This window comes from Pedobacter humicola, from assembly GCF_056490705.1.
The window spans coordinates 143382-165522 of sequence record NZ_JBWJIG010000009.1 but is presented as its reverse complement, the minus strand read 5'-3'; the positions used below and the strand labels follow the sequence as shown (position 1 = coordinate 165522).

Annotated in this window: 17 protein-coding genes; 13 read left to right on the top strand and 4 right to left on the bottom strand. The window is 39.7% G+C overall.

Going from position 1 to position 22141, the window contains the following annotated elements; genetic code table 11:
• The first annotated feature begins 51 nt into the window (after positions 1–51).
• Together AC04Q1_RS15495 and AC04Q1_RS15490 are read left to right on the top strand one after the other, a co-directional pair.
• The gene (locus AC04Q1_RS15495) at positions 52–1386 is read left to right on the top strand and encodes an MFS transporter (protein WP_478365490.1); all 1335 of its coding nucleotides are present in this window, start codon (positions 52–54) and stop codon (positions 1384–1386) included.
• Between the two features lie 47 nt (positions 1387–1433).
• Complete coding sequence (locus AC04Q1_RS15490; RefSeq protein WP_478365489.1) at positions 1434–2054, top strand: hypothetical protein; 621 nt, start codon at positions 1434–1436, stop codon at positions 2052–2054.
• A gap of 111 nt (positions 2055–2165) precedes the next feature.
• Here AC04Q1_RS15490 and AC04Q1_RS15485 read toward each other — a convergent pair whose 3' ends face one another.
• Positions 2166–3878 carry a RagB/SusD family nutrient uptake outer membrane protein gene (locus AC04Q1_RS15485; RefSeq protein ID WP_478365488.1) on the bottom strand — a complete coding sequence of 571 codons (1713 nt, stop codon included), beginning with the start codon at positions 3876–3878 and terminating at the stop codon, positions 2166–2168.
• Positions 3879–3893: 15 nt separating this feature from the next.
• Positions 3894–7124 (bottom strand): SusC/RagA family TonB-linked outer membrane protein, encoded by a 3231-nt coding sequence (locus AC04Q1_RS15480; RefSeq protein ID WP_478365487.1) that lies wholly within the window; start codon positions 7122–7124, stop codon positions 3894–3896.
• Between the two features lie 561 nt (positions 7125–7685).
• Here AC04Q1_RS15480 and AC04Q1_RS15475 point away from each other — a divergent pair.
• Entirely contained in the window at positions 7686–8987 is a 1302-nt protein-coding gene (locus AC04Q1_RS15475; RefSeq protein ID WP_478365486.1) for a DEAD/DEAH box helicase, read from the top strand.
• A gap of 163 nt (positions 8988–9150) precedes the next feature.
• On the opposite strand, the gene leuS is transcribed toward AC04Q1_RS15475, so the two are convergent.
• Together leuS and AC04Q1_RS15465 are read right to left on the bottom strand one after the other, a co-directional pair.
• On the bottom strand, positions 9151–11937 hold the full coding sequence (leuS, locus tag AC04Q1_RS15470) for a leucine--tRNA ligase (RefSeq protein ID WP_478365485.1): 2787 nt from the start codon (positions 11935–11937) through the stop codon (positions 9151–9153).
• Between the two features lie 312 nt (positions 11938–12249).
• Positions 12250–12648: a hypothetical protein gene (locus AC04Q1_RS15465; protein WP_478365484.1), complete on the bottom strand. Its 399-nt coding sequence runs from the start codon at positions 12646–12648 to the stop codon at positions 12250–12252.
• 229 nt (positions 12649–12877) lie between these two features.
• On the opposite strand from AC04Q1_RS15465, the gene AC04Q1_RS15460 reads away from it, so the two are divergent.
• The 10 genes from AC04Q1_RS15460 to AC04Q1_RS15415 all read left to right on the top strand — a co-directional run bounded on the left by AC04Q1_RS15460 (position 12878) and on the right by AC04Q1_RS15415 (position 22141).
• Complete coding sequence (locus AC04Q1_RS15460; RefSeq protein WP_055907594.1) at positions 12878–13756, top strand: cell division protein FtsX; 879 nt, start codon at positions 12878–12880, stop codon at positions 13754–13756.
• Positions 13756–13983: a DUF3098 domain-containing protein gene (locus tag AC04Q1_RS15455; protein WP_478365483.1), complete on the top strand. Its 228-nt coding sequence runs from the start codon at positions 13756–13758 to the stop codon at positions 13981–13983. The genes AC04Q1_RS15460 and AC04Q1_RS15455 overlap by 1 nt, the downstream gene beginning before the upstream one ends.
• Positions 13984–14062: 79 nt before the next feature.
• Complete coding sequence (locus AC04Q1_RS15450) at positions 14063–14857, top strand: undecaprenyl-diphosphate phosphatase (protein WP_478365482.1); 795 nt, start codon at positions 14063–14065, stop codon at positions 14855–14857.
• Positions 14858–14883: 26 nt separating this feature from the next.
• The gene (gene truB / locus AC04Q1_RS15445) at positions 14884–15615 is read left to right on the top strand and encodes a tRNA pseudouridine(55) synthase TruB (RefSeq protein WP_478365481.1); all 732 of its coding nucleotides are present in this window, start codon (positions 14884–14886) and stop codon (positions 15613–15615) included.
• Positions 15612–16472, top strand: a complete 861-nt coding sequence (locus AC04Q1_RS15440; protein WP_478365480.1) for a YitT family protein — start codon at positions 15612–15614, stop codon at positions 16470–16472. The genes truB and AC04Q1_RS15440 overlap by 4 nt, the downstream gene beginning before the upstream one ends.
• 133 nt (positions 16473–16605) lie before the next feature.
• Positions 16606–17595: a bifunctional riboflavin kinase/FAD synthetase gene (locus AC04Q1_RS15435; protein ID WP_478365479.1), complete on the top strand. Its 990-nt coding sequence runs from the start codon at positions 16606–16608 to the stop codon at positions 17593–17595.
• 163 nt (positions 17596–17758) lie between these two features.
• Positions 17759–18112, top strand: coding sequence for a hypothetical protein (locus tag AC04Q1_RS15430; RefSeq protein WP_478365478.1), 354 nt, complete (start codon positions 17759–17761; stop codon positions 18110–18112).
• 108 nt (positions 18113–18220) lie between these two features.
• Positions 18221–20434 carry a monovalent cation:proton antiporter family protein gene (locus AC04Q1_RS15425; RefSeq protein WP_478365477.1) on the top strand — a complete coding sequence of 738 codons (2214 nt, stop codon included), beginning with the start codon at positions 18221–18223 and terminating at the stop codon, positions 20432–20434.
• 101 nt (positions 20435–20535) lie between these two features.
• Entirely contained in the window at positions 20536–21570 is a 1035-nt protein-coding gene (locus AC04Q1_RS15420) for a DUF2157 domain-containing protein (protein ID WP_478365476.1), read from the top strand.
• A gap of 148 nt (positions 21571–21718) precedes the next feature.
• Positions 21719–22141, top strand: a complete 423-nt coding sequence (locus tag AC04Q1_RS15415) for a secondary thiamine-phosphate synthase enzyme YjbQ (RefSeq protein WP_478365475.1) — start codon at positions 21719–21721, stop codon at positions 22139–22141.

Here is a 22141-nt window from a genome sequence, read left to right as displayed (position 1 = left end):
CGCAGGTTTTCGAAACCTGCCAGGTATAGAAAACACTTTTAAAAAAAATTAATGAACAAAACACTCTCCTTAAAACAAGAAATTGCTTATGCTGCAGGTATGATCGGTTGGAGCACGATGACGAATATTATCATCGTCATGCTTCCCTATTTCTATTTGCCACCGAGCAATGCAGGTTTACCGCCATTGGTACCGCAGCTGGTTTTGTTGGGTGCATTTAATATCCTGTCAATCATTGCGGCTTCGGGCAGATTGGTTGATGCCATTTACGATCCCTTTATTGCCTCCAGAAGTGATGCCAGTACCAATAAAAACGGTCGCCGGATGCCTTTTATGAAATTGGCCATTATTCCGGCCATGATTTTCTGCGCCTTGGTTTTTTACCCCATCCAAAAAACAGAAAGCCTGCACAATGCCTGGTGGCTCACTGTCACACTCTGTTTGTTCTTTGTGTCGGTTACCACCTATATTATTCCTTATAATGCCTTACTGGCCGAAGTAACCAACACACCAAGGCAAAAAGTTAAGCTCTCCAGTTATCAGCAGGTTGGTTTTGTAGTCGGAATTATTTTATCGGCCTGCACCAACAATTTCGCCGACCTGGTTGAAGATCATTTTCATGTGGCCAACCGCAGCGAGGCCATTCAGATAGCCATATGGGGCTTATGTATTTTATCAGGACTGGTGATGTTGTTGCCTGTTTTTTTCATCAACGAAAAAGAGTTCTCTGTTGCAAAACCTACCCATGTGCCGTTATGGCCGGCGATTAGGAGCACCTTTAAAAACAGCAATTTTAAATACTATTTGATTTCCGACTTTGCTTTTTATACCGCATTAAGCATTATATCAAGCGGTTTATTGTTTTTCTGTACCGTTTTACTGGGTTTGCCAGAATCAGAAGGGGGGAAATTTATGGGCGCCATGGTGATGGCTTCCTTGCTTTTTTACCCGTTAGTTAACTTTGGCTCCGCTAAAATTGGTAAAAAACCCTTTGTATTGCTCGCTTTCGCTGTGCTATGCTTAATTTTCGTCACGATCTTCTTTTTAGGCAAATTACCTTTCGGCCCGCACACACAGATTTACATCCTGGTATTATCCGCTTCCTTTCCTTTGGCGGCACTAGGTATTTTACCTACGGCCATCTTAGCCGATATTGCCCAAAAAGACACCTTAGAAACAGGAGAAAACCACGAGGGCATGTTTTTCGCTGTGAAATACCTTTTTGTAAAACTCGGACAAACCTTAGGTATCGCTATTTTCGCGATGCTTACCATCTACGGGAAGGACCCAGGCAACGATTTTGGATTACGCCTGAATGGAATTGTAGGTTTTGGACTTTGTTTAATTGCGCTGTTGTTTTTCAGCAGGTTTAAGGAGGAAAAATAGTTGGGCACTCGGAGTTTTGAGTTAGGAGTTGACACAATCTAATAAATATGAACGAATCACTTGTACAAAAAGACTTCAGGTTTAGGTACAAATCATTTTTAATCAAAGAAAACGGACTTGAAGTAAAACAGAGGAGTTTACTGAGTTCAAGTGAATATCTGATCACCTATGAAAACGTAGGTGTCAGAACTTATAAAAACAATAGGGGTATTTATGGCCTTCTATTCTCGTCCACTATACTATGTATGGTGTCTATCCTATTGTATTTGTTAAGAAATGATGGGGATGGTGTTGAAAGTTCGGTTTACTACTTCTATTTTGGCTTATCGGTGATCCTCTTGATCTTGTTTTTAATCACCTATAAAAGAAATTTTTATCTGGTGAAACATGGCAATATAGATGCTATTGAATTTTTACAGAACAAACCATCAAAAGCAGAAGTGAATACTTTTATTGACACGCTAAAAGCAACGAGAAATACCTTTTTGTTCCAAAAATACGGCCAGATAAATTTTGGCTTCACCAGTGAAGAAAACTACCGAAACCTGGTATGGTTAGCCAATAATGAAGTAATCAATAACACAGAATTTAATAATATGGTGAATAAACTAAATTTAGAAATGCAGCAGCAGCCAAACAAAATGAGTTTTGATTTTAGCTTAAATTAAAGGCAATATCATCGTGAGTGTTTAAATAAGAGGTTATCTAATTAAGCAAAAACATGAGTGGCCAATTTTACTTTAATTGTTCCACTCATGCATTTCTTTTATAACTGATTCCTAATATCCGGGACTTTGTTTAAGTGTCCCCTTACTTCTATCAATCTGATCCTGAGGTAAAGGAAAATATTCATCCCTGCTTTCAATGGTAAGTCCTTTTAAATAGTCGAAATACCCACCTTCGAAAGAAAAATAGCTTTCTAAGGTCTGCTTGGCTATGCCCCAGCGCACAAGATCAAAAAACCGGTGTCCTTCCATGGCCAATTCCAACCTGCGTTCGAAACGCACTGCGTTTCTGGCATAGGTATCGTTAGGGAATGAAGTATATGTGCTTACTTTATAGGCGGCAGTAGGTGCACCATTTATCTGTTGCGGTGTAATTTTTGCTGCCCGCAACCGTACCGCATTTACGAGTGTTAAAGCTCTCGGCAGATCGCCTTTTTCTACTGCACACTCTGCAGCCATCAGGTAAACATCAGCCAAGCGGATCAGGTTTACATTTAAACCGGTTACATTTGTTGTACCCGGTGCTGTCCCGCTTGAAATCTGTGCAGCTTCTATTGTATTTTTTACAGGAACAAAAGGGCCACCATTTGAAGCATCACGGATCCAGGTATCGCCGGCCATTATTCCCCAATCACGATAAGGAACACCACGTCTGCCTATGGTTGATTCTATACGTGGATCAAAAGGCAAGGTTTTATCCACTACATAATTGTCTTTTGCTGCTCCGGTTAAACCAAAATCTGATTGATAAGGATTTGTACGATAACTTCCATCTAATAATGGCAAACCAGCTATATCAACTTTGAAAGAATTGGCCAGATCGATAGAAGGCTGGAAGAAACCGCAACAGTTGATCGGTGTGTTACCATAAGGGAAATTCAGGATATCGCCAACATTTCCATTATCTCCACCAGTACCGTCGGTTCCAACCGAATGTTGAACAGACATAATGGTTTCAGGCCCATCTTCTTTGGTAATATCAAAATTATCGGCATAAGGCATGGTAGTCAGATCAGCTTTGGCCAAAATTACCGCGTTAAGCAGATCATAAGCTTCAGGATATTTTTTCTGATACAGAAATACTTTTCCTAAGTAAGCTTGAGCAGCATATTTATCAACCCTTCCCTTTTGATTTTTAGGCTTGGTTGTACTTAGGTTGGCTACAGCAAACTGAAGATCATCTACGATATTCGGATAAATATCTTTATCGTTTGGCACGAATGTACCACTTGAGGCTTCGGTAACATAAGGAACCGCTTTAAATACCCTCACCAGAAAGAAGTAATAATGCGCACGCAACAAACGCGCCTCGCCCTGTATCTCTTTGGCGCGGGCATCGCTAAATTTAGCCGAACCGTTGCCTGACTGCAAATTGGCCAGTATTTTAAGCGTATTGTTACAGCGTTGTATGCCCTCAAAACACCTGTCCCACAGATTAGACAAGTTATCATTGGTGCTGGTTGGCGAATGTTGTTCGATGGCGTTCATCGGGGGCTGATCACCAACACTACTGCCCTTATGTGCGTTATCTGAAGCTACCTCCCCAAACAGCCATTGACTTGGTGCAGCGCCATAGTTACCATAAGTGCCATTAACATTGCCATTTAACAGGCCATAAGCACCTACCAGTAGTCCTTCCACCCCATCTTGTGTGGTTAACTGCGATTCCGTAAGCTCGCCCTGAGGCTGAAGATTCAAAAATTCCTTCTTGCAGGAAAACGTCGCACAGATCAGGAAGGAAAGCAGGATATATTTTATTTGTTTCATCTTTGTTTCTATTTATTAAAATCCAACATTAATACCAATTAAAAACTGACGTGGAGAAGGATAAACACCCTGATCTACCCCTGGAGCGGAGAACGTATCTGTAATCTGGCTCACCTCCGGATCCATGCCCGTGTACTTTGTTATTGTAAATAAATTGGTTGCACTCACATATACCCTCAATTTGTTTATAGGCGAATCGGAACCAAACACTTTAGTAGTTGGGATCGAGTAGCCAAGCTGTATATTCTTCAATCTTAAAAAACTTCCATCCTGAATATAATAACTTGATGACGCAAACTCCAGATCCGAAGCACCAGCATAAGCCGAAGGTGTTAAACTGGTCGGGTTTGAAGGGCTCCATGCATTAAGTAAGCGTGTGCTTTTAGCGCCATCGAAAGAAGGGAAATCAGTGAAGTAACGTGTGGCCTGAAAAATATCATTCCCCTGAACCCCATAAATAAATGCAGAAATATCAAAATTCTTATAAGATGCATTTAAATTTATCCCAACAGTAAAATCTGGATTGGGGTCTCCGATTATGGTCCGGTCTTTTGGATCGATTATGCCATCGCCGTTAATGTCCTGATAACGCAGACCACCAAACCTGGCACCTGCATACGATGGATTGCTCTGAATATCTGCTGTACTTTGATAAATTCCCGCGGTTTTATAACCGAAGAATGAACCAAATGGGGCACCTTCCTGCAATACACTGGTTTGTAAGCTCCTGTAATTACCATAAATCTGGTTAAAAATACCAGGTGCCAGGCGCACAATTTCATTCTTGTTTTTAGAGAAATTCAGCCCAATATCAAATTTAAGCGGACTGTCGTCTTTTAAGCCATAGTGATAGGCTACATTAAATTCGATCCCCTTATTGCTCATATCACCAATATTCACAAATGGTGAACTACCTAAACCGACCACGCTTGATGGCAAAGGAAGATTATAAAGCATATCCGATGTTTTTTTGTTATACCAGTCAACCGATCCATCAATGGCACCACCTAACAGACTAAAATCAAGCCCGATGTTAAGTGCCTTTAACGATTCCCATTTCACATCCGTATTTTGATAGGCATTTTGCCAAACGCCAGTGGTTAATCCATTTGCACCACCAACGGCATAGGCAGAATTGATAATTGAGCTTTGAAAGCGGTTGATATATTGATATGGCGGGATCCGCTGATTTCCGGTTTGACCATAGCCTACACGGAGTTTTAAATCGCTCAGCCATTTAATACTTTTCATAAATTCTTCTTCCGATAATCGCCATGCGGCACTTGCTGCCGGGTAATTACCGTATTTATTATTAGGGCCAAAGTTTGAAGAACCATCACGTCTGATCGTAATACTCGCCAGATACCGGTCGTGATAAGAATAATCTACTTTTCCAAATAAAGAGAATAATGAGCCGATAGATCCAAAGCTGGTATTGCTGATATTAGAAGAACCTGTGCTTAGATAATAATAATCCTGATTCCCCAAAATGAAGAAATCATTCCGCCCTGCATTTAACTGCCGCGATCTTGATCTGATGGCTTCTGTACCAACAAGTACATTCACCCTGTGCAGCTCGTTAAAAACCTTGCTATAGTTTAAAGTATTGGTCCAGGTCCATTCGGTATTATAACCCTGGTATTCGTTCAGGTTGTTGGAGTTGTTACCCTCAGAAAATTCTAAATTTGGATAACGCATTGATAAACCGTTAAAGTTTTCGTACCGTAAACCAAAATTGGTTCTTAATACGAGGCCCGGAAGGATATCGCCCTCCCCAAAAACATTTCCGAAAAAGAAATTGCTTTTGTTTTTATTATCCTTGGCCCGGTAAAGGAAAGCAAGTGGGTTTTCGGCATTGCCCAACTGGCTTCCACGGCTACCCGCAAAATTACCGGCTATATCGTAAACGGGAATAATGGTTGGGATACGGTAAGCCCAGCCTAAAGCACTTCCCTGATCCTGATAACTTCCAGGGGTATTCGGGTTAACACCAAAACCATAACCTTCCGAGTAGCTGTATTGTGCATTTTCGCCGAAACGTACATGTTTGTTAAAAGCAGAAATGGTGGTATTTGACCTAAAATTATATCTTTTAAAACCGGTATACTGGATAGTTCCTTTTTGGTTCAGGTATCCACCTGTAAACGCATAAGTTGCATTTTCGCCACCGCCCGTAGCACTGATCTGATAATTCTGGATCGGCGCCGAATCAGTAATCTCATCAAACCAGTTTGTACCTGCTTTATTTGCTTTGGTAATCTGATAAAAAAGGTTGGGATCCCTGCTATAGTTATATTTGGAAGGATCAGCATCTGCAGCAGTAACATCCTGACCTAATTTTGAACCGGCAACCAGATAATCAGGCAATATGGGAGTTGGGCCCGAGCCGTAATTTTTGCCTGCAGCTACCGTTTTTCCTGCATTTTTATAACCATCAAACACATATTGCGCATATTGTTGTGGATTCATCATTTCGGGAAAACTACTCTTACGTGGTGCCTGTGTACCATAATACGAATCGAGGGTGATTTTTGGTGCGCCAGTTACGCCTTTTTTGGTGGTGACAATCACTACCCCATTATTTGCCCGCGACCCATAAATGGAGGCTGAAGATGCATCCTTTAACACCTGCATACTTTCGATATCATTTTGGTTAAGCCACGAAAGTTTGCCTTCAAAAGGCACCCCATCAATCACATATAACGGCTCATTATTATTAATGGTACTTGTGCCACGGATCCGGATCTGTGGTGTAGAACCTGGCGCTCCGTCGTTTATAATTTGCACCCCTGTAGCCTTACCCTGTAAAGCTTCTACTGCACTTGCAGCAGGCTGACTTTTTAATAGCCCCATACTTACTACAGCTACCGCTCCGGTCAGATCTTTTTTACGCTGACTGGAGTAGCCTGTTACTACCACTTCTGAAAGTTTATTGTTTTCGGCGAGCAACACGATGGAAATATTGCTCTGATTACCCACTGTAACTTCTTTTGATCCGTATCCAATAAAAGAAATAACCAATACATCGGCAGGCTTTGCCGCAATTGAAAATAATCCGCTGGCATCTGTAGTGGTTCCGCCAGCTCCATTTTTGATTTTTATGGTGGCGCCAACTATGGGGAGTTTATCATCACTCGCAGTAACTTTACCGGTCACTTTAGACTGCGCACTTGCCTTGATTGCAAACAGCATACTGAGGCACAAGAGAACATAGCTCCTCCTGAAGAAAGATAGTTTTTGTTTCATAAGTTAATAATGATAGTTAGTGATTTGTAATCGAGTTGCTAAAAAAAGGCCAAATGCGTGGCATCAGCAATATAATTTACAGCAACTTTTTAAGTTTAATAATGGTCGATCGATTTACACCTGCTTAACTCAGGGGTAAATAAATAAGAATGAACTTCTTGTAAAAGGGTGTAGTTTTTTTCTCATAGGTTTCATAATTGGTTAGATAGTTGGTTAGCTATTTATGATTTACATAATAGAATTAAAAAAGTATACATACACATAAGCGCGTTAAATACTTTTAACATAAAATAAATATACAAAAAATAATAATTACATATACATTTAATTTATTGGACCTATGATTTAAGATTTGAAGGGTATTGTGAGCGTCTGATGTCCAACATCAAAAGCATTAATACCATATGATGTATATTTTATATTTCCCATTTTTAATTTGTATCTTTGCCACCGAAGCAGGAATAAGGGCTTGCCATTCTGAATGGCATATTCTCTCCGCAAGTTAGTCCTTCAACAAATGATTGTTCTAGCTTCTTCGATAAATATTACACAGAAACATACATGTTATTCAAAGAATTAAACCTCATTGAGCCCATTTTAAAGGCCCTTGAGACCGAAGGTTATACACAACCAACACCAATACAGGAGCAATCCATTCCAACGATACTAAAAGGCACAGATTTATTAGGTTGCGCACAAACAGGAACTGGGAAAACAGCTGCCTTTGCCATCCCGATGTTGCAGTTATTGCACGAGAAACACGTCAATACCAAAGCTACAAAAAACATAAAGGCGTTAATTTTAACGCCAACACGTGAGCTTGCCATTCAGATTGAAGAAAGCTTTAAAGCTTATGGCCGTAATTTAAACTTACGCCACCTGGTCATTTTTGGTGGAGTAAACCAACACGCACAAGTAGAAGCTTTAAAAAAAGGCGTTGATATTTTAGTAGCAACACCCGGCCGTTTACTGGATTTAATGAACCAGGGCTTCATCAATTTAAACACTATCGAATTATTTGTGTTAGATGAGGCCGACCGTATGCTGGACATGGGTTTTATCCACGATGTGAAAAGAGTGGTGGCTAAATTGCCAACAAAACGCCAGACACTATTTTTCTCGGCAACCATGCCAGATGAAATCCAGAAATTGGCCAATACGATTTTGTCTAACCCAACGAAAGTAGAGGTTACCCCTATTTCTTCAACAGCCGAAACGATTGTTCAATCAGTTTATTTTGTTGACAAACCTGATAAAAAGAAATTACTGATCCATCTTTTAGAAGACAAAGATATTCAAACCGCTTTGGTTTTTACCCGTACCAAACATGGTGCCGACCGTATTGTCAAGGATTTAGCGCATGCAGGTATTAAAGCTGCCGCCATCCATGGAAATAAATCACAAAATGCCAGACAGCGCGCATTAACGGACTTTAAAGACCGAAAAATCCGCGTTTTGGTGGCTACCGATATTGCTGCCCGTGGTATCGATATCGATCAGTTATCGCATGTTTTCAATTTCGAACTTCCGAATATCCCCGAATCGTATGTACACAGAATTGGCCGTACGGGTCGTGCCGGTGCTAATGGTATTGCGATTTCTTTCTGTGATGCAGAAGAAAATGAGTATTTACTGGATATCCAGAAACTGATTAAAATTACACTTCCAGTGGTTGATAATCATCCATATCCATTAAGCTGGGAAAGTATGTTGGCCAAAAACCAGGTTAAACGCAAACCACAAGCCCAATCAAAAGGCGGTGGCGGTGCCAAAAGGAGTGCCGATGGCAACATGAGCGGTAAACCACGCAACGCCAGCAACAACAGAAGATTTGGCGGAAACAGAAAAAGAGGCGAAAGATAGATTTTTGCGACAGAAAGCTGGAAGGTGGAGGGTTTAAGGCCCGAAAACCTAAGCATTAACAAAAAACCCGGGTTACGAAACGTAATCCGGGTTTTTCTATTTTTAAAACTTAAGGTAAATGCGAGGAAACCCGCTACCTCAATACCTTCCGCCTTCTACCTCTTTACACCACCACATTAATAATCTTTCCTTTAACGAAAATGATCTTTTTGGTTGGTTTTCCATCCAGGAACTTCTGGAATTGCTCATCAGCAAATAAAATACTTTCTACTTCCGGCTGAGTTAAGGTTAAACTCAAGTTCAGGTTCATTTTCATTTTACCGTTGATTGAAACCGGATATGCAAATTCATCCTCTACCAAATATTCAGGTTTAAATGTCGGGAAAGCCGTATAAGATAAAGTTCCAGCTTCGTTACCCAATAATACCCAAAGTTCTTCGCAGATATGTGGTGCATATGGCGATAAAATAATCACCATATCTTCCAAAACCTGACGGTTTTTGCATTTCAGATCAGTTAATTCATTTACCGCAATCATAAAACTTGATACCGAAGTATTGAACGAGAAACGTTCGATATCATCCTGTACTTTTTTAATGATTTTGTGCAGCGATTTTAACTCCGCTTTCGTAGGTACCGCATCATTTACGTGGAAAGTCCATTCTTCGTTGTGGAACAAACGCCAGAATTTACGCAAGAACTTAAATACACCTTCGATACCATTTGTATTCCAGGGTTTACTTTGCTCTAACGGGCCTAAGAACATTTCGTACATCCGCAAAGTATCGGCACCATAACGTTCAATCAAATCATCGGGATTAACCACGTTGAATTTCGATTTCGACATTTTTTCTACCTCAACGCCACAGATGTATTTTCCACCTTCCAAAATAAATTCTGCGTTGGCATATTCTTCTCTCCAGGCTTTAAATTTGGCGATGTCTAAAGTGTCGTTTTCAACAATGTTTACATCCACATGTAATGCCGAAGTTTTATATTCTTTTCTTAAACCAGCAGAAACATAAGTATGGGTAGGTTTTCCGTTTTCATCATTAATGCGGTAAACAAAATTACTTCTTCCCTGGATCATGCCCTGGTTGATCAGCTTTTTGAACGGCTCCTCTTCTTTGGTATAACCCAAATCTTTCAAAAATTTATTCCAGAAACGACTGTACAATAAGTGACCTGTAGCGTGCTCAGAACCACCGATATACAAATCCACATCTTTCCAGTATTCAACAGCTTCTTTTGAAGCAAAATCGCTGTTGTTATTGGCATCCATATAACGGTACCAGTACCAGCTGCTTCCCGCCCAACCCGGCATGGTGCTTAATTCGTAATGTCCACCATCTTTTGGCACCCAGTTTTCGGCCCTGGCCAAAGGCGGTTCGCCTGTCTCAGTTGGCAAATATTTATCAATTTCAGGGAGCAACAATGGTAATTCCTCTTCTTTTACCAAATACGGCAACCCGTCTTTAAAGTAAACCGGAATCGGTTCACCCCAATAACGCTGGCGACCAAAAATCGCGTCGCGCTGACGGAAGTTTACTTTTGCCTTTCCTACTTTTTCTACTTCTAACCAATTATTTAGGAATGAAACCGCTTCCTTATACCCCATTCCATTAATGAAACCGGAGTTAATGTATTTTCCTTCTTTCGTTGGATCTGCCTGAATATCAATATCTTTTTGACCGTCTAAAATCTGGATGATCGGCAAGTTGAAGTGTGTAGCGAATAACCAGTCGCGCTGATCGCCACTTGGCACCCCCATTACTGCACCTGTTCCATAACCTGCCAACACATAATCGGCAATCCACAATTGAACACGTTCGCCACTTACCGGATTAATTACATAGGTCCCTGTAAAAGCGCCTGATACCGTTTTGGTATCGGCCATACGGTCTAATTCTGATTTCTTTTTGGTTTGGGAGATGTAGTTTGCGATATCCTGTTTTTGCTCAGGTGTAGTCAATTCTGCAACCCATTCGTGCTCTGGTGCCAGCACCAGATAAGAAACACCAAAAATCGTATCTACACGGGTGGTGAATACTTCAATCTGTTTGTCGTTTCCTTCCACCTGAAATTTAACGGATGCACCAACGCTCTTACCAATCCAGTTGCGTTGCATTTCTTTAATCGGCTCCGGCCAGTCGATGGTATCCAAACCTTGCAAAAGACGATCAGAATAAGCGGTAATCCGCATACTCCACTGCATCATTTTCTTTTGTTCAACCGGAAAACCACCACGCTCAGAAAAACCATCCTTAACCTCATCATTGGCTAAAACCGTCCCTAATGCCGGGCACCAGTTTACAGTACTCTCGCGAAGGTAGGTTAAACGGTATTTTAATAATTCAATCTGTTTTTCCTCATCAGTAAAAGTTGCCCAATCGCTCGGCATAAATGCTTTGGTATCTTCGTCACAAACGGCTTTAACATCAGCTGTGCCAGATGCATTGAATTTCTCAATCAAAGTGGTGATATCTTCTGCCCTATCGTTTTCGATATTATACCAGGAATTGAACAATTGCATAAAAATCCATTGCGTCCACTTGTAATAAGAGGGCTCACTGGTACGTACTTCCCTGCTCCAATCGAAAGAAAAACCAATCTGATCTAACTGACGGCGGTAGGTGGCAATGTTTGCTTCAGTGGTGATGGCCGGATGCTGACCGGTTTGTATGGCGTATTGCTCTGCTGGTAATCCGAACGAATCGTATCCCATGGGGTGCAATACATTAAAGCCTTTCAGGCGTTTGTATCTCGAAAATATATCAGATGCAATGTAACCCAGTGGGTGACCAACGTGCAAACCTGCTCCCGATGGATAGGGAAACATATCTAACACGTAATATTTTGGTTTATCAGAATTACTTTCGGCTTTAAATGTATGATGATCTGCCCAAAATTTCTGCCACTTTTGTTCTATTTCTTTGAATTGGTAATCCATTGCAAGTTTTAAATTTTTAAAGGTGCAAAAATACGGAAATAAAGGGGCTTAAAAAAGCAGATTCATGATAATATTTTGCCAACAGAAATGCAGAACCTGAAGAAGTTAGGGTTGAAATTTCCTTTTATTAGATCGTCAGATGGCATCATCTGACAATCTGAGTATTAAAAAAAGGGATACTCAGGCGATCTGCTCCTAGTGTTAGCTGGAAACAACTGACACACCCTGCACACCATCAACACCGTCGTAAAAAAAATGCGCCATTGATATTAAAAACCAATGGCGCAAGCAAATAATCGGGGGATTAAGATCTTATCTCGACAGTGAATATACTTTTGTAATGTTTGTTTTATCAATTTTAGCGGTAAACTCCAATTTATTTGCAGTAATACTATTTATTGTACAAAAGTTCAACCCATCATTGATATCCATACTGAATTGATTAGAATAAATGATCACATACGTGCCAATTGTCCTGTTTCCCGATAAACTTAGCTCAACCTGGTCATCATTATTCGATTTATAATCAACATAATCACTTGTTGTACCATAATTAACAGTTCCATTAATCTTTTTAGGGTCTTTTAATGTCTCTTCAGCAGTATAACCTGAAGTTACAATCTTATTTAAGGTCCATTTGCCCAACATTTGAGCTTTTAATGAAGTCTCATCTTTCTTACAAGAGATAATTGTAGACGTAACTAGTAACAATAGGCTCAGAATAGTAATTTGTCTTTTCATAGTTAAATTTAGTTTTAAGATATCCATAATTAACGCCGTTTTAACAAATTTCGTACCGCGTTTTGATCAATAGCAAATTTAATTAAAGAATTCATACACAAACTAAAAGCTAAACAGATGCGTTTATATTCATTTAGCAATCATTAATTGGTGTTTATCAGGTATAATTTATATTTTCGCAGAAACAAAAATGAAATACATGGAAGAATTCGAAGTAAGTGATGCATCTAAGAAAACCAAAACCGTTTATATCTCTACTATAATTAGTATTGCGTTGGTTTTATTAATGCTAGGGCTGCTTGGGTTGGTACTTGTACACGCCAAAAACCTATCTAACTACGTTAAAGAAAACATTGTTTTAAACATTATTGTTGATGAAGGTGCTAAAGAAGCAGATGTTTTGGCCTTCCAGAAAGAGCTGAATACAAACCCTGCGGTAAAGCAAACTCAATATGTAAATAAAGAACTTGCAGCCAGAAACTTAACTCAGGATTTGGGCGAAGATTTTGTTAACTTTTTAGGATACAATCCGCTAACTTCTACCTTCGACGTCTACTTAAAAGCAGAATATGCGAACAATAAAAGCATTGATGCGCTAAAGGCCAGTATTTCTAAAAACCCGGTGGTTAAAGAAGTGGTTTACCAAAGCTCTTTAATTGATATGGTGAATAAGAATATCAACACCATTGGTTTAATTATTTTAGCCTTTGCCGCACTGCTATTGATTATCTCTATCGCGCTGATTAACAACACCATACGCTTAGCAATATATTCGCAGCGATTTTTAATTAAAAGTATGCAGCTGGTTGGTGCAACGAAAAATTTTATTCGACGTCCTTTTTTACTGTATGCTGCTTTGCACGGCTTAATTGCAGCGTTTATTGCCATCATCATTTTATTGGCTACGCTAATTTACGCCCGAAAAGAAGTACCAGAAATTATTATTTTAAATAACTATCAGGAATTTGGCTTCGTATTTATAGGCCTTTTAATTGTTGGTATTTTTATAACAGGCATTAGTACATGGTTTGCAGTAAGCAGATATTTACGTTTAAAATCTTATCATCTTTATAGATAATGGCAGAAAAAAAAACAGGTCCGATTGTAAAGGACGTTAAAAGCGAATTGGTTTTTACCAAAAAAAACTACCAGTTATTATTGATCAGCATCGCAATTGTTGCAGTTGGCTTTATCCTGATGATGGGTACCACCGGCGATATTTATGATTTCAGAAGAACTTTATTGGCACCGATAGTGGTGTTGGCTGGTTTTGCTTTCGGGATTTATGCGATCCTAAAAAAATAAATTTATACATAGGATTATACTTTGAAACGCTTAATTTATTGATTAAGCCTTTTCCTTATTCCCCTTCTTTTCTAAAAATATGAACTACTTCGAAGCCATTATCCTGGCCATTATTGAGGGATTAACTGAATTTTTGCCTGTATCGAGCACGGGGCACATGGCCATAACATCTGCTTTGATGGGAATTGGAAAAGATGATTTTGTAAAGCTTTTTGAAGTTGCCATCCAACTGGGTGCGATCCTGGCTGTAGTGGTGATTTACTGGAAAAAATTCTTTAACTTTTCAGACTGGAAATTCTATCTGAAATTAATCATTGCCGTTATACCGGCTTTAGTTTTTGGTTTCCTTCTAAACGACTTTATTGATAACACTTTGGGTAACCCGATATTTATCTCTGCGGTTTTACTCGTTGGTGGTGTAATTCTTCTTTTGGTCGACAAATGGTTTAAAAACCCTACGATTGATAACGAGAAAGAAATTACAAACGCGACTGCGCTAAAGATCGGTTTCTTTCAGGTATTGGCTATTGCTTTCCCAGGCTTAAGTAGAAGTGCGGCGACAATTTTAGGCGGGATGAGTCAAAAATTAACAAAAAGTGCCGCAGCGGAGTTTTCATTCTTTTTAGCTGTACCAACGATGTGCGCTGCAACTGGATACAAGCTGTTAAAAGGCTATCATTTGTTAAATACCGAAAATATTAAGCTTTTATTGGTTGGGAATATCGTTGCCTTTATTGTTGCCATCATCGCCATAAAATCGTTTATAGGCTTTTTAACCAAACATGGATTTAAAGTTTTTGGTTGGTACCGTATTGCCCTGGGCATCATTATCTTGGCATTGTTCTTATCGGGGTATCATATTGATATAAACTAATCCGTATCTTTGCGCAAAAAAGATTTGTGAGTACCGAAAATTCAAAATTTAAAGATTTCAATTTTGCAGAAGGCGAATTGCTATTAATCAACAAACCATACAAATGGACTTCATTTGATGTGGTGGGCAAAATCCGTAATTCTTTAAAACCCTTAAAGCTAAAGGTTGGTCATGCCGGCACTTTAGACCCCCTCGCTACAGGCTTGTTAATCATCTGTACCGGTAAGCTAACCAAGCAAATAGACACTTTCCAGGCGGAAGAGAAAGAATATACCGGCACCATGATTCTGGGCGCCACTACCCCATCATTCGATATGGAGACGGAGGTAGATCAAACATTCGACATCAGCAACATCACCGAAAATGAAATTTATGCGGCCTGCAAACCTTTTATTGGTGATATCGAACAGTATCCACCAGCACACTCCGCGGTAAAGGTAAACGGCGAACGTTTATATGTAAAAGCAAGATTGGGTGAAGAAGTAGAATTGCGTAAACGTTTTGTAAGTGTTCCCGAATTTGAAATTACCCGGGTTGAACTGCCGGAAATCGATTTTAGGATTGTGTGCAGCAAAGGCACTTATATCCGTTCCTTAATATCCGATTTCGGGAAACAGCTAAATAGCGGGGCTTATCTTTCTAAACTTATCCGTACCCGAAGCGGAAACTTTTTGCTCAAAGATGCGTTTGAGGTATTAGAACTTGTTAATTATATTCGTAGCAGGAAAGAAGAAGCTAAAACTGAAGCAGAAGCATGAACCGCATCAAAAACAGGAACATCAGGTTTATAAAAGAAATTCTTTTAATTATTGCAGGCGTAACTTCGGCATGTTTTGGCTTAAAAAGCTTTTTAATGCCCAGCCATTTTATTGATGGAGGGGTTACCGGTATCTCTCTTTTACTAAGCACCCTAACGGGTTGGAATTTATCATACCTCATTGCAATCATTAACATTCCATTCGTGATTTTAGGCTACAGACAGATTGGTAAAGGTTTCGCCCTCAAAACGGCTATTGCCATTGCTGCACTTTCGCTAGCTTTAATTTTCCTGCCTTTTCAGCCTATTACACATGATAAATTGCTCATCGCATTTTTTGGCGGTCTGTTTTTAGGTGGAGGGATCGGACTGGCGATGCGCGGAGGCTGCGTAATCGATGGAACAGAGGTTTTAGCACTTTACATCAGTAAAAACAGTATTTTAACCGTTGGGAATATCATCCTGATCTTAAATATCATTATTTTTGCCTTTGCGGCTTATTTCCTGAATATCGAAACTGCATTATATGCCATTTTAACGTATTTATCTGCCTCCAGCACGATCGATTTCATCGTAAACGGGATAGAACAATATACTGGTGTAACCATCATTTCAGAACATCAGGAAGCCATCAAAGGTTTCATCATCAATGAAATGAAACGCGGTGTTACCATTTACAAAGGCGAAGGTGGTTACGGGGAAAAGAAAGATATCGATATTATTTTTACCGTTGTTACCAAACTGGAAATGAGCAAATTACAAACCACTATCCGCCAGATCGATTCGGACGCTTTTGTGATACAACAACAGATTGCCGATTTAAAAGGCGGGGTGGTGAAACGCCATGCTTTACATTAATAAACAATAGAAATTTGGGCATGCCCCTAAGCTAGGCAAAGGGTCGGGCTGTACGCTAAATCCCCGATGAAAAATCGGGGGATACCGCTTCCATCCCTCATGCAAGACCCATTTATTAAAATAGATTTTACCATTGAAAATATACAATAACCTTTCGGATTTTAAAAAATTAGAAAATGCCATTGTCACCATTGGCACTTTCGACGGTGTACATTTCGGACATCAGAAAATCATTAAACAACTGGTAGAAAAGGCAAAAGCCGACAATGGAGAAAGTGTTATTTTAACTTTTTTCCCGCATCCACGGATGATCATCGATCCTGAAAACCAGGATTTGAAAATGATCAATACCATCAACGAAAAGGCTGATATTTTAAAGGGCTTAGGAGTTGATCACCTGATTATTACCCCTTTTACACGTGATTTTTCCAACCAGTTACCCGAAGATTATATCAAAAACACTTTGGTCAACAATATTGGCACCAAACATATTATCATTGGTTACGATCACCGTTTTGGAAAGGACCGTTCAGGTAATTTAAGCGATCTAAAAGCCGCAGGCTTACACTATGGCTTTAGTGTTGAGGAAATTATGGAGCAGGATATCCACGATGTTGCGGTAAGCTCAACCAAAATCCGGCAAGCGCTTTTAGCTGGTGATGTAGGTTTGGCTAATGATTACCTGGGTTATCCGTTCTCTATCTTTGGAAGGGTAATTAAAGGTGATAAAATAGGCAGAACAATCGGCTTCCCAACAGCAAACATTTTTGTTGAGGAGACTTACAAACTGATTCCAGGTGATGGCATTTATGCTGTAACCGTAGATATGAGTGCCGAATTTAAGGAAGAAGTCTTAGAATCGACAAGCAGACTTCAGACTCCGGACTCCGGCCTTCGGACTTATAAAGGCATGGCCTACATCGGTCAACGTCCAACCATTAATGGCATGACCCGAAACATTGAAGTAAATATTTTCGATTTTAATCAGGAAATCTACGGGCAGGACATCAGGATGAACTTTTTGAAATTCCTCCGCCACGACGTAAAATTTACCGGATTGGAGGCCTTAACAGTCCAGTTGCAAAAAGACAAGGAAGCAACGCTGGCTTATTTTAATGGCTAAATTACTGGTCAGATATTCTAACACGGTCGTCACCCTGATCCGATAGCTATCGGATCAGCATAACGCGACTACTTAAAAAATAATTAAAGTAGAACGGCAAGATCAATCTATTTTAATCCGATTTCCCTTTTAAAAAAGCCTTATTTTCGTTATATTAGCGGCAATGAGGCTTTTTTATATCATCTTCTTTTTATCTGTATCCATCAATTTTGCGGCCAACGCATCGCAGAAAAAAAGAAACGACGCACCATTAAAAAACAATAAAATCAGTTTCTTTTCGTGTAAAAAAAACACAAAAGTTAATCTGGGATTTAATCAGGATAGTGAAAATTTACAGAAAGATTTTATCAACAGTTACGTTATAAAAATAACTTCAGGTGCCGGTATCCTCCTGGCTTTTTTGCTATTCCTTTTTTTTAAGAATAAAGCCATCAATAACAAAGTTGTAATCAAAAGATTAGCCTATAATTATTGGTGCCTGTTTAAAATGCTCTACCCAAAACATGTTTTTTGGTAAGTAATTTCATTTGCGAACTACCTTTAGGTGGAGTTTTCAGTAAAATGCCTGGTATTTAAAAAATACCGGGAGATGAATTATTTAATTACCCTTATCCATTTTTTATAGATGCATTTACCCGATTTAATTGCCGATTTAGGATTAATCCTTGCCGCAGCAGGAATAACCACACTCATATTTAAACGTATTAAACAGCCCCTCGTTTTGGGCTATATATTAGCCGGCCTATTGGTTGGCTCACACTTGGACTTTTTTCCATCAGTAACCGACACCAAAAGCATTAACATCTGGGGCGAAATAGGTGTAATTTTCCTGTTATTTAGTCTTGGATTAGAATTCAGTTTTAAAAAACTGGTTAAAGTTGGCGGTTCTGCTTCGATCACAGCGATTGTAAAAGTCTTATTTATCATTTTAGCCGGTTATCTGGTGGGTAAAGCCATGGGCTGGAAAGATATGGATAGCTTATTTTTAGGTGGAATATTATCCATTTCATCTACCATGATCACCATTAAGGCATTCGAAGAGCTCGGCTTAAAACACAAAAAGTTTGCAGGTCTGGTTTTCGGAGTTTTGATTGTTGAAGATCTGGTGGCCATTTTATTATTGGTACTCTTCTCTACCCTGGCGGTAAGTCAACAATCGGCTGGCACAGAGATGCTCTATTCCATCCTAAAACTGGCCTTCTTTTTAGTGCTTTGGTTTTTGGGCGGTATATTTCTGGTCCCATCATTTCTTAAAGCAACCAAGAAATTAATGAATGATGAAACCATGCTGGTGGTATCACTGGCCCTGTGTTTGGTAATGGTTCTATTGGCCGACAAGGTGGGCTTTTCCCCTGCACTGGGTGCATTTATTATGGGATCTATTTTAGCAGAAACTACCCAGGCAGAAAGAATCGAACACTTAACCAAATCGGTAAAGGATTTATTTGCGGCAGTATTTTTTGTTTCGGTTGGTATGCTGATCGATCCATCCATGCTGGTTAAATATGCGGTACCCATTTTAGTGGCTACGCTGGTGATTATTTTAGGAAAAATCATATTTACCATCTTAGGGGCACTACTTTCAGGTCAGCCTTTAAAAACCTCGGTACAATCGGGTATGAGTTTGGCGCAAATCGGTGAGTTTTCATTCATCATTGCCTCACTGGGTTTAACGCTTAAAGTAACGAGTGATTTCCTTTACCCGATCGCAGTAGCTGCAGCAGCAATTACTACCTTTACCACACCTTATCTGATTAAATTATCGGAGCCATTTTATCAATATTTAAACCGTGTTTTACCCAAAAAATGGCTGGATGGAATAGAAAGATACAGTTCGAGTACGGAAGGAATTACGACTTTAAGTGATTGGAAGGTTTTATTGAGGTCGTACATCTTTAACACCATTATCCATTCCGTAATCATCATTGCGATTATTTTCCTGGCTTATAGATACGTTCAGCCATTTATAGTAGGCAATATTGCAAATAGTTTAACTTCAATCATCATCAGCGTGGTGGTTTCGTTCATTTTGATGTCGCCATTTTTGTGGGCGCTGTCAATCCGGAGGATCCAAAGAACGGCTTATTCTCACCTTTGGCTAAATAAAAAATATACGCGGGGACCACTAATTGCCATTGAGTTTTTCAGAATTGCCTTAGGCATTTTCTTTGTCGGTTTTTTGATGTATGAATTTTTCGACACCTGGATTGCGGCAGTAATTGCGCTGGGACTGATCATTTTAGGAATGGTGATCTTTTCCAGAAAACTGCAATCCTTTTACGACAAACTGGAAAGACGTTTTATGCTGAATTTGAATGCACGCGAAAATCAAAGACCTGATATTTTGCCCTGGGATACCCACTTAACAGAACTTACTGTTTCTCCTGAATCGGAGCTTGTTGGAAAAACACTTACCGAATTGATGATCAGGGAAAAATATGGGGTCAACATTGCTTTAATAGAACGCGGTAGAAACAATATTCCAACCCCAGGAAGAGATGAACGGCTTTATCCGAACGATAAGTTATTGGTGATCGGTGCCGATGATCAGTTGGCGGCAGTTAAAGCACTTTTAGAAGTTGACACCCCGGAAACAGCCGAAGAAAATAATTTCCCGAACAAAGAAATGACCTTACAAAAAGTGGTTGTTCACACCGAATCGCCTGTTTACGGGTTAAGTATCAGAAATGCAGGAATCCGCGAAAAAGCACAAGCCTTAATTGTTGGGATAGAAAGAGGTACTGATCGGATATTGAATCCCTCTTCTGATTTTGTATTCGATAATGGGGATGTGATCTGGATTGTAGGCAATAACAAGAAAATTAAGGAAGTTATATAGATACTCAGAGTCTTTAGTCGGCAGTTATTATCGATTTAGACTCCAGACTAAAGACTTTTGAGTAAGGACTAAAAAGCATATCTTCGTATATACCCTAACCTATGAAAGTCGATAGAGAAAAGAGTGAGTTTCTTGATGATATGATTGAGCAGTGGCAGCATGACGGCTTAATCAATGATGAAACAGGCAATAAACTCCGTAAAAGTTACGAGGCTAAAAACTTCGACTGGCTACGGTTGGCGCAATATGCCTTCTGGGTAGCCTTGGCATGCGGTTTTATCGCCCTGGGCTCATTACTGATAGATAATTCGATTTTAAACTACTTAAAACGGGTTTATAATACGCCGAATATTGTCATTGCCATCGTTTCAGGAGGATTGGCCGCATGGCTGTATATCTTAGGTTTTCGTCGGAAAAAGAAACTGGCTCATTTAAAGTTTAGCAACGAAGCCATCGTATTTTCGGCAATTTTACTGACGGCAAATGCGGTTGCCTACTTCGGGAAGGCATTGGATAATGGTTCTGGCAATTTCTCTATCCTGATCCTGATATCTGTTTTTATTTACGGAGCCTTAGGTTATATTTTCAATTCGCGTTTAATCTGGATTTTTGCTTTAATTTCTTTAGGTGCCTGGTTTGGAACTGAAACAGGTTACCTCAGCCGATGGAACTATTATTTCCTCGGTATGAATTATCCGCTTCGTTTTGTTGTTTTTGGTGCTATACTAACTGCAGCATCATTTATCATGAAAGCTTTTCCTAAAACCCAAAACTTCTTTCAGGTAACCTATATTGCCGGAATGGTTTATCTGTTCGTTTCACTTTGGGGCTTATCGGTATTTGGAAATTTTGCCAGTTTGGAAGAATGGTATACAGTTAGACAGCTAAGCTTATTTTATTGGGCATTAATCTCTGCGGCTATCTGTGTATTGAGCACTGTATTTGGCCTAAAATACCGCGATGATATTGCGCGCGAATTCGGGATTACTTTTCTCTTCATTAACCTTTATACACGCTACTTTGAATACTTCTGGGACAGTTGGCATAAAGCGCTGTTCTTTTCGGTACTGGCAGCTTCTTTCTGGTTAATCGGTAGAAAAGCAGAAAAAATCTGGAATGTGGAGTTTTTGAAATGAAATTTCGCCTATCCTGACCATTATCGATCCCGAACTTCTGAATTAGGGGTTCTTGAACATAAATGATGCTGAAATATTCAGCATGACGGATTCACCCACACTGAAAAGGTCAGGTACTGTCTGACCGATTCAAAATGAATTAAAATCAATGAAAATATACCAAAAAGCCATAGCACTTCGAGAACGTAGAAGAGGCTTCCATATCATTACAGAAGAAATTGAAGATGCCCTGCCACAACTTGATGAAATCAACATTGGTATTTGTCAGGTTTTTATACAGCACACTTCAGCCTCGCTTACCATTAATGAAAATGCCGACCCAACGGTTCGGGTAGATTTTGAAATGTTCTTTAATAAAACCGTTAAGGAAAATGATCCTGATTATGAGCACGATTATGAAGGATCGGACGATATGCCAGCACATTTAAAATCGTCCCTTTTGGGTAGCTCAGTAACCATGCCGATTAGAAATGGCAGACTGGCACTTGGCACCTGGCAGGGTATTTACTTATGCGAACACCGTAACCGCGGTGGACAAAGAAGATTGATTATTACGGCCTGGGGAGAATAA

Excerpts from the sequence above, each read along its gene's own strand:
- AC04Q1_RS15495 (WP_478365490.1), top strand. The coding sequence starts at position 52 with ATGAACAAAACACTCTCCTTAAAACAAGAAATTGCTTATGCTGCAGGT.
- AC04Q1_RS15490 (WP_478365489.1), top strand. The coding sequence starts at position 1,434 with ATGAACGAATCACTTGTACAAAAAGACTTCAGGTTTAGGTACAAATCA.
- AC04Q1_RS15485 (WP_478365488.1), bottom strand. The coding sequence starts at position 3,878 with ATGAAACAAATAAAATATATCCTGCTTTCCTTCCTGATCTGTGCGACG.
- AC04Q1_RS15480 (WP_478365487.1), bottom strand. The coding sequence starts at position 7,124 with ATGAAACAAAAACTATCTTTCTTCAGGAGGAGCTATGTTCTCTTGTGC.
- AC04Q1_RS15475 (WP_478365486.1), top strand. The coding sequence starts at position 7,686 with ATGTTATTCAAAGAATTAAACCTCATTGAGCCCATTTTAAAGGCCCTT.
- leuS (WP_478365485.1), bottom strand. The coding sequence starts at position 11,937 with ATGGATTACCAATTCAAAGAAATAGAACAAAAGTGGCAGAAATTTTGG.
- AC04Q1_RS15460 (WP_055907594.1), top strand. The coding sequence starts at position 12,878 with ATGGAAGAATTCGAAGTAAGTGATGCATCTAAGAAAACCAAAACCGTT.
- AC04Q1_RS15455 (WP_478365483.1), top strand. The coding sequence starts at position 13,756 with ATGGCAGAAAAAAAAACAGGTCCGATTGTAAAGGACGTTAAAAGCGAA.
- AC04Q1_RS15450 (WP_478365482.1), top strand. The coding sequence starts at position 14,063 with ATGAACTACTTCGAAGCCATTATCCTGGCCATTATTGAGGGATTAACT.
- AC04Q1_RS15440 (WP_478365480.1), top strand. The coding sequence starts at position 15,612 with ATGAACCGCATCAAAAACAGGAACATCAGGTTTATAAAAGAAATTCTT.
- AC04Q1_RS15430 (WP_478365478.1), top strand. The coding sequence starts at position 17,759 with ATGAGGCTTTTTTATATCATCTTCTTTTTATCTGTATCCATCAATTTT.
- AC04Q1_RS15425 (WP_478365477.1), top strand. The coding sequence starts at position 18,221 with ATGCATTTACCCGATTTAATTGCCGATTTAGGATTAATCCTTGCCGCA.
- AC04Q1_RS15420 (WP_478365476.1), top strand. The coding sequence starts at position 20,536 with ATGAAAGTCGATAGAGAAAAGAGTGAGTTTCTTGATGATATGATTGAG.
- AC04Q1_RS15415 (WP_478365475.1), top strand. The coding sequence starts at position 21,719 with ATGAAAATATACCAAAAAGCCATAGCACTTCGAGAACGTAGAAGAGGC.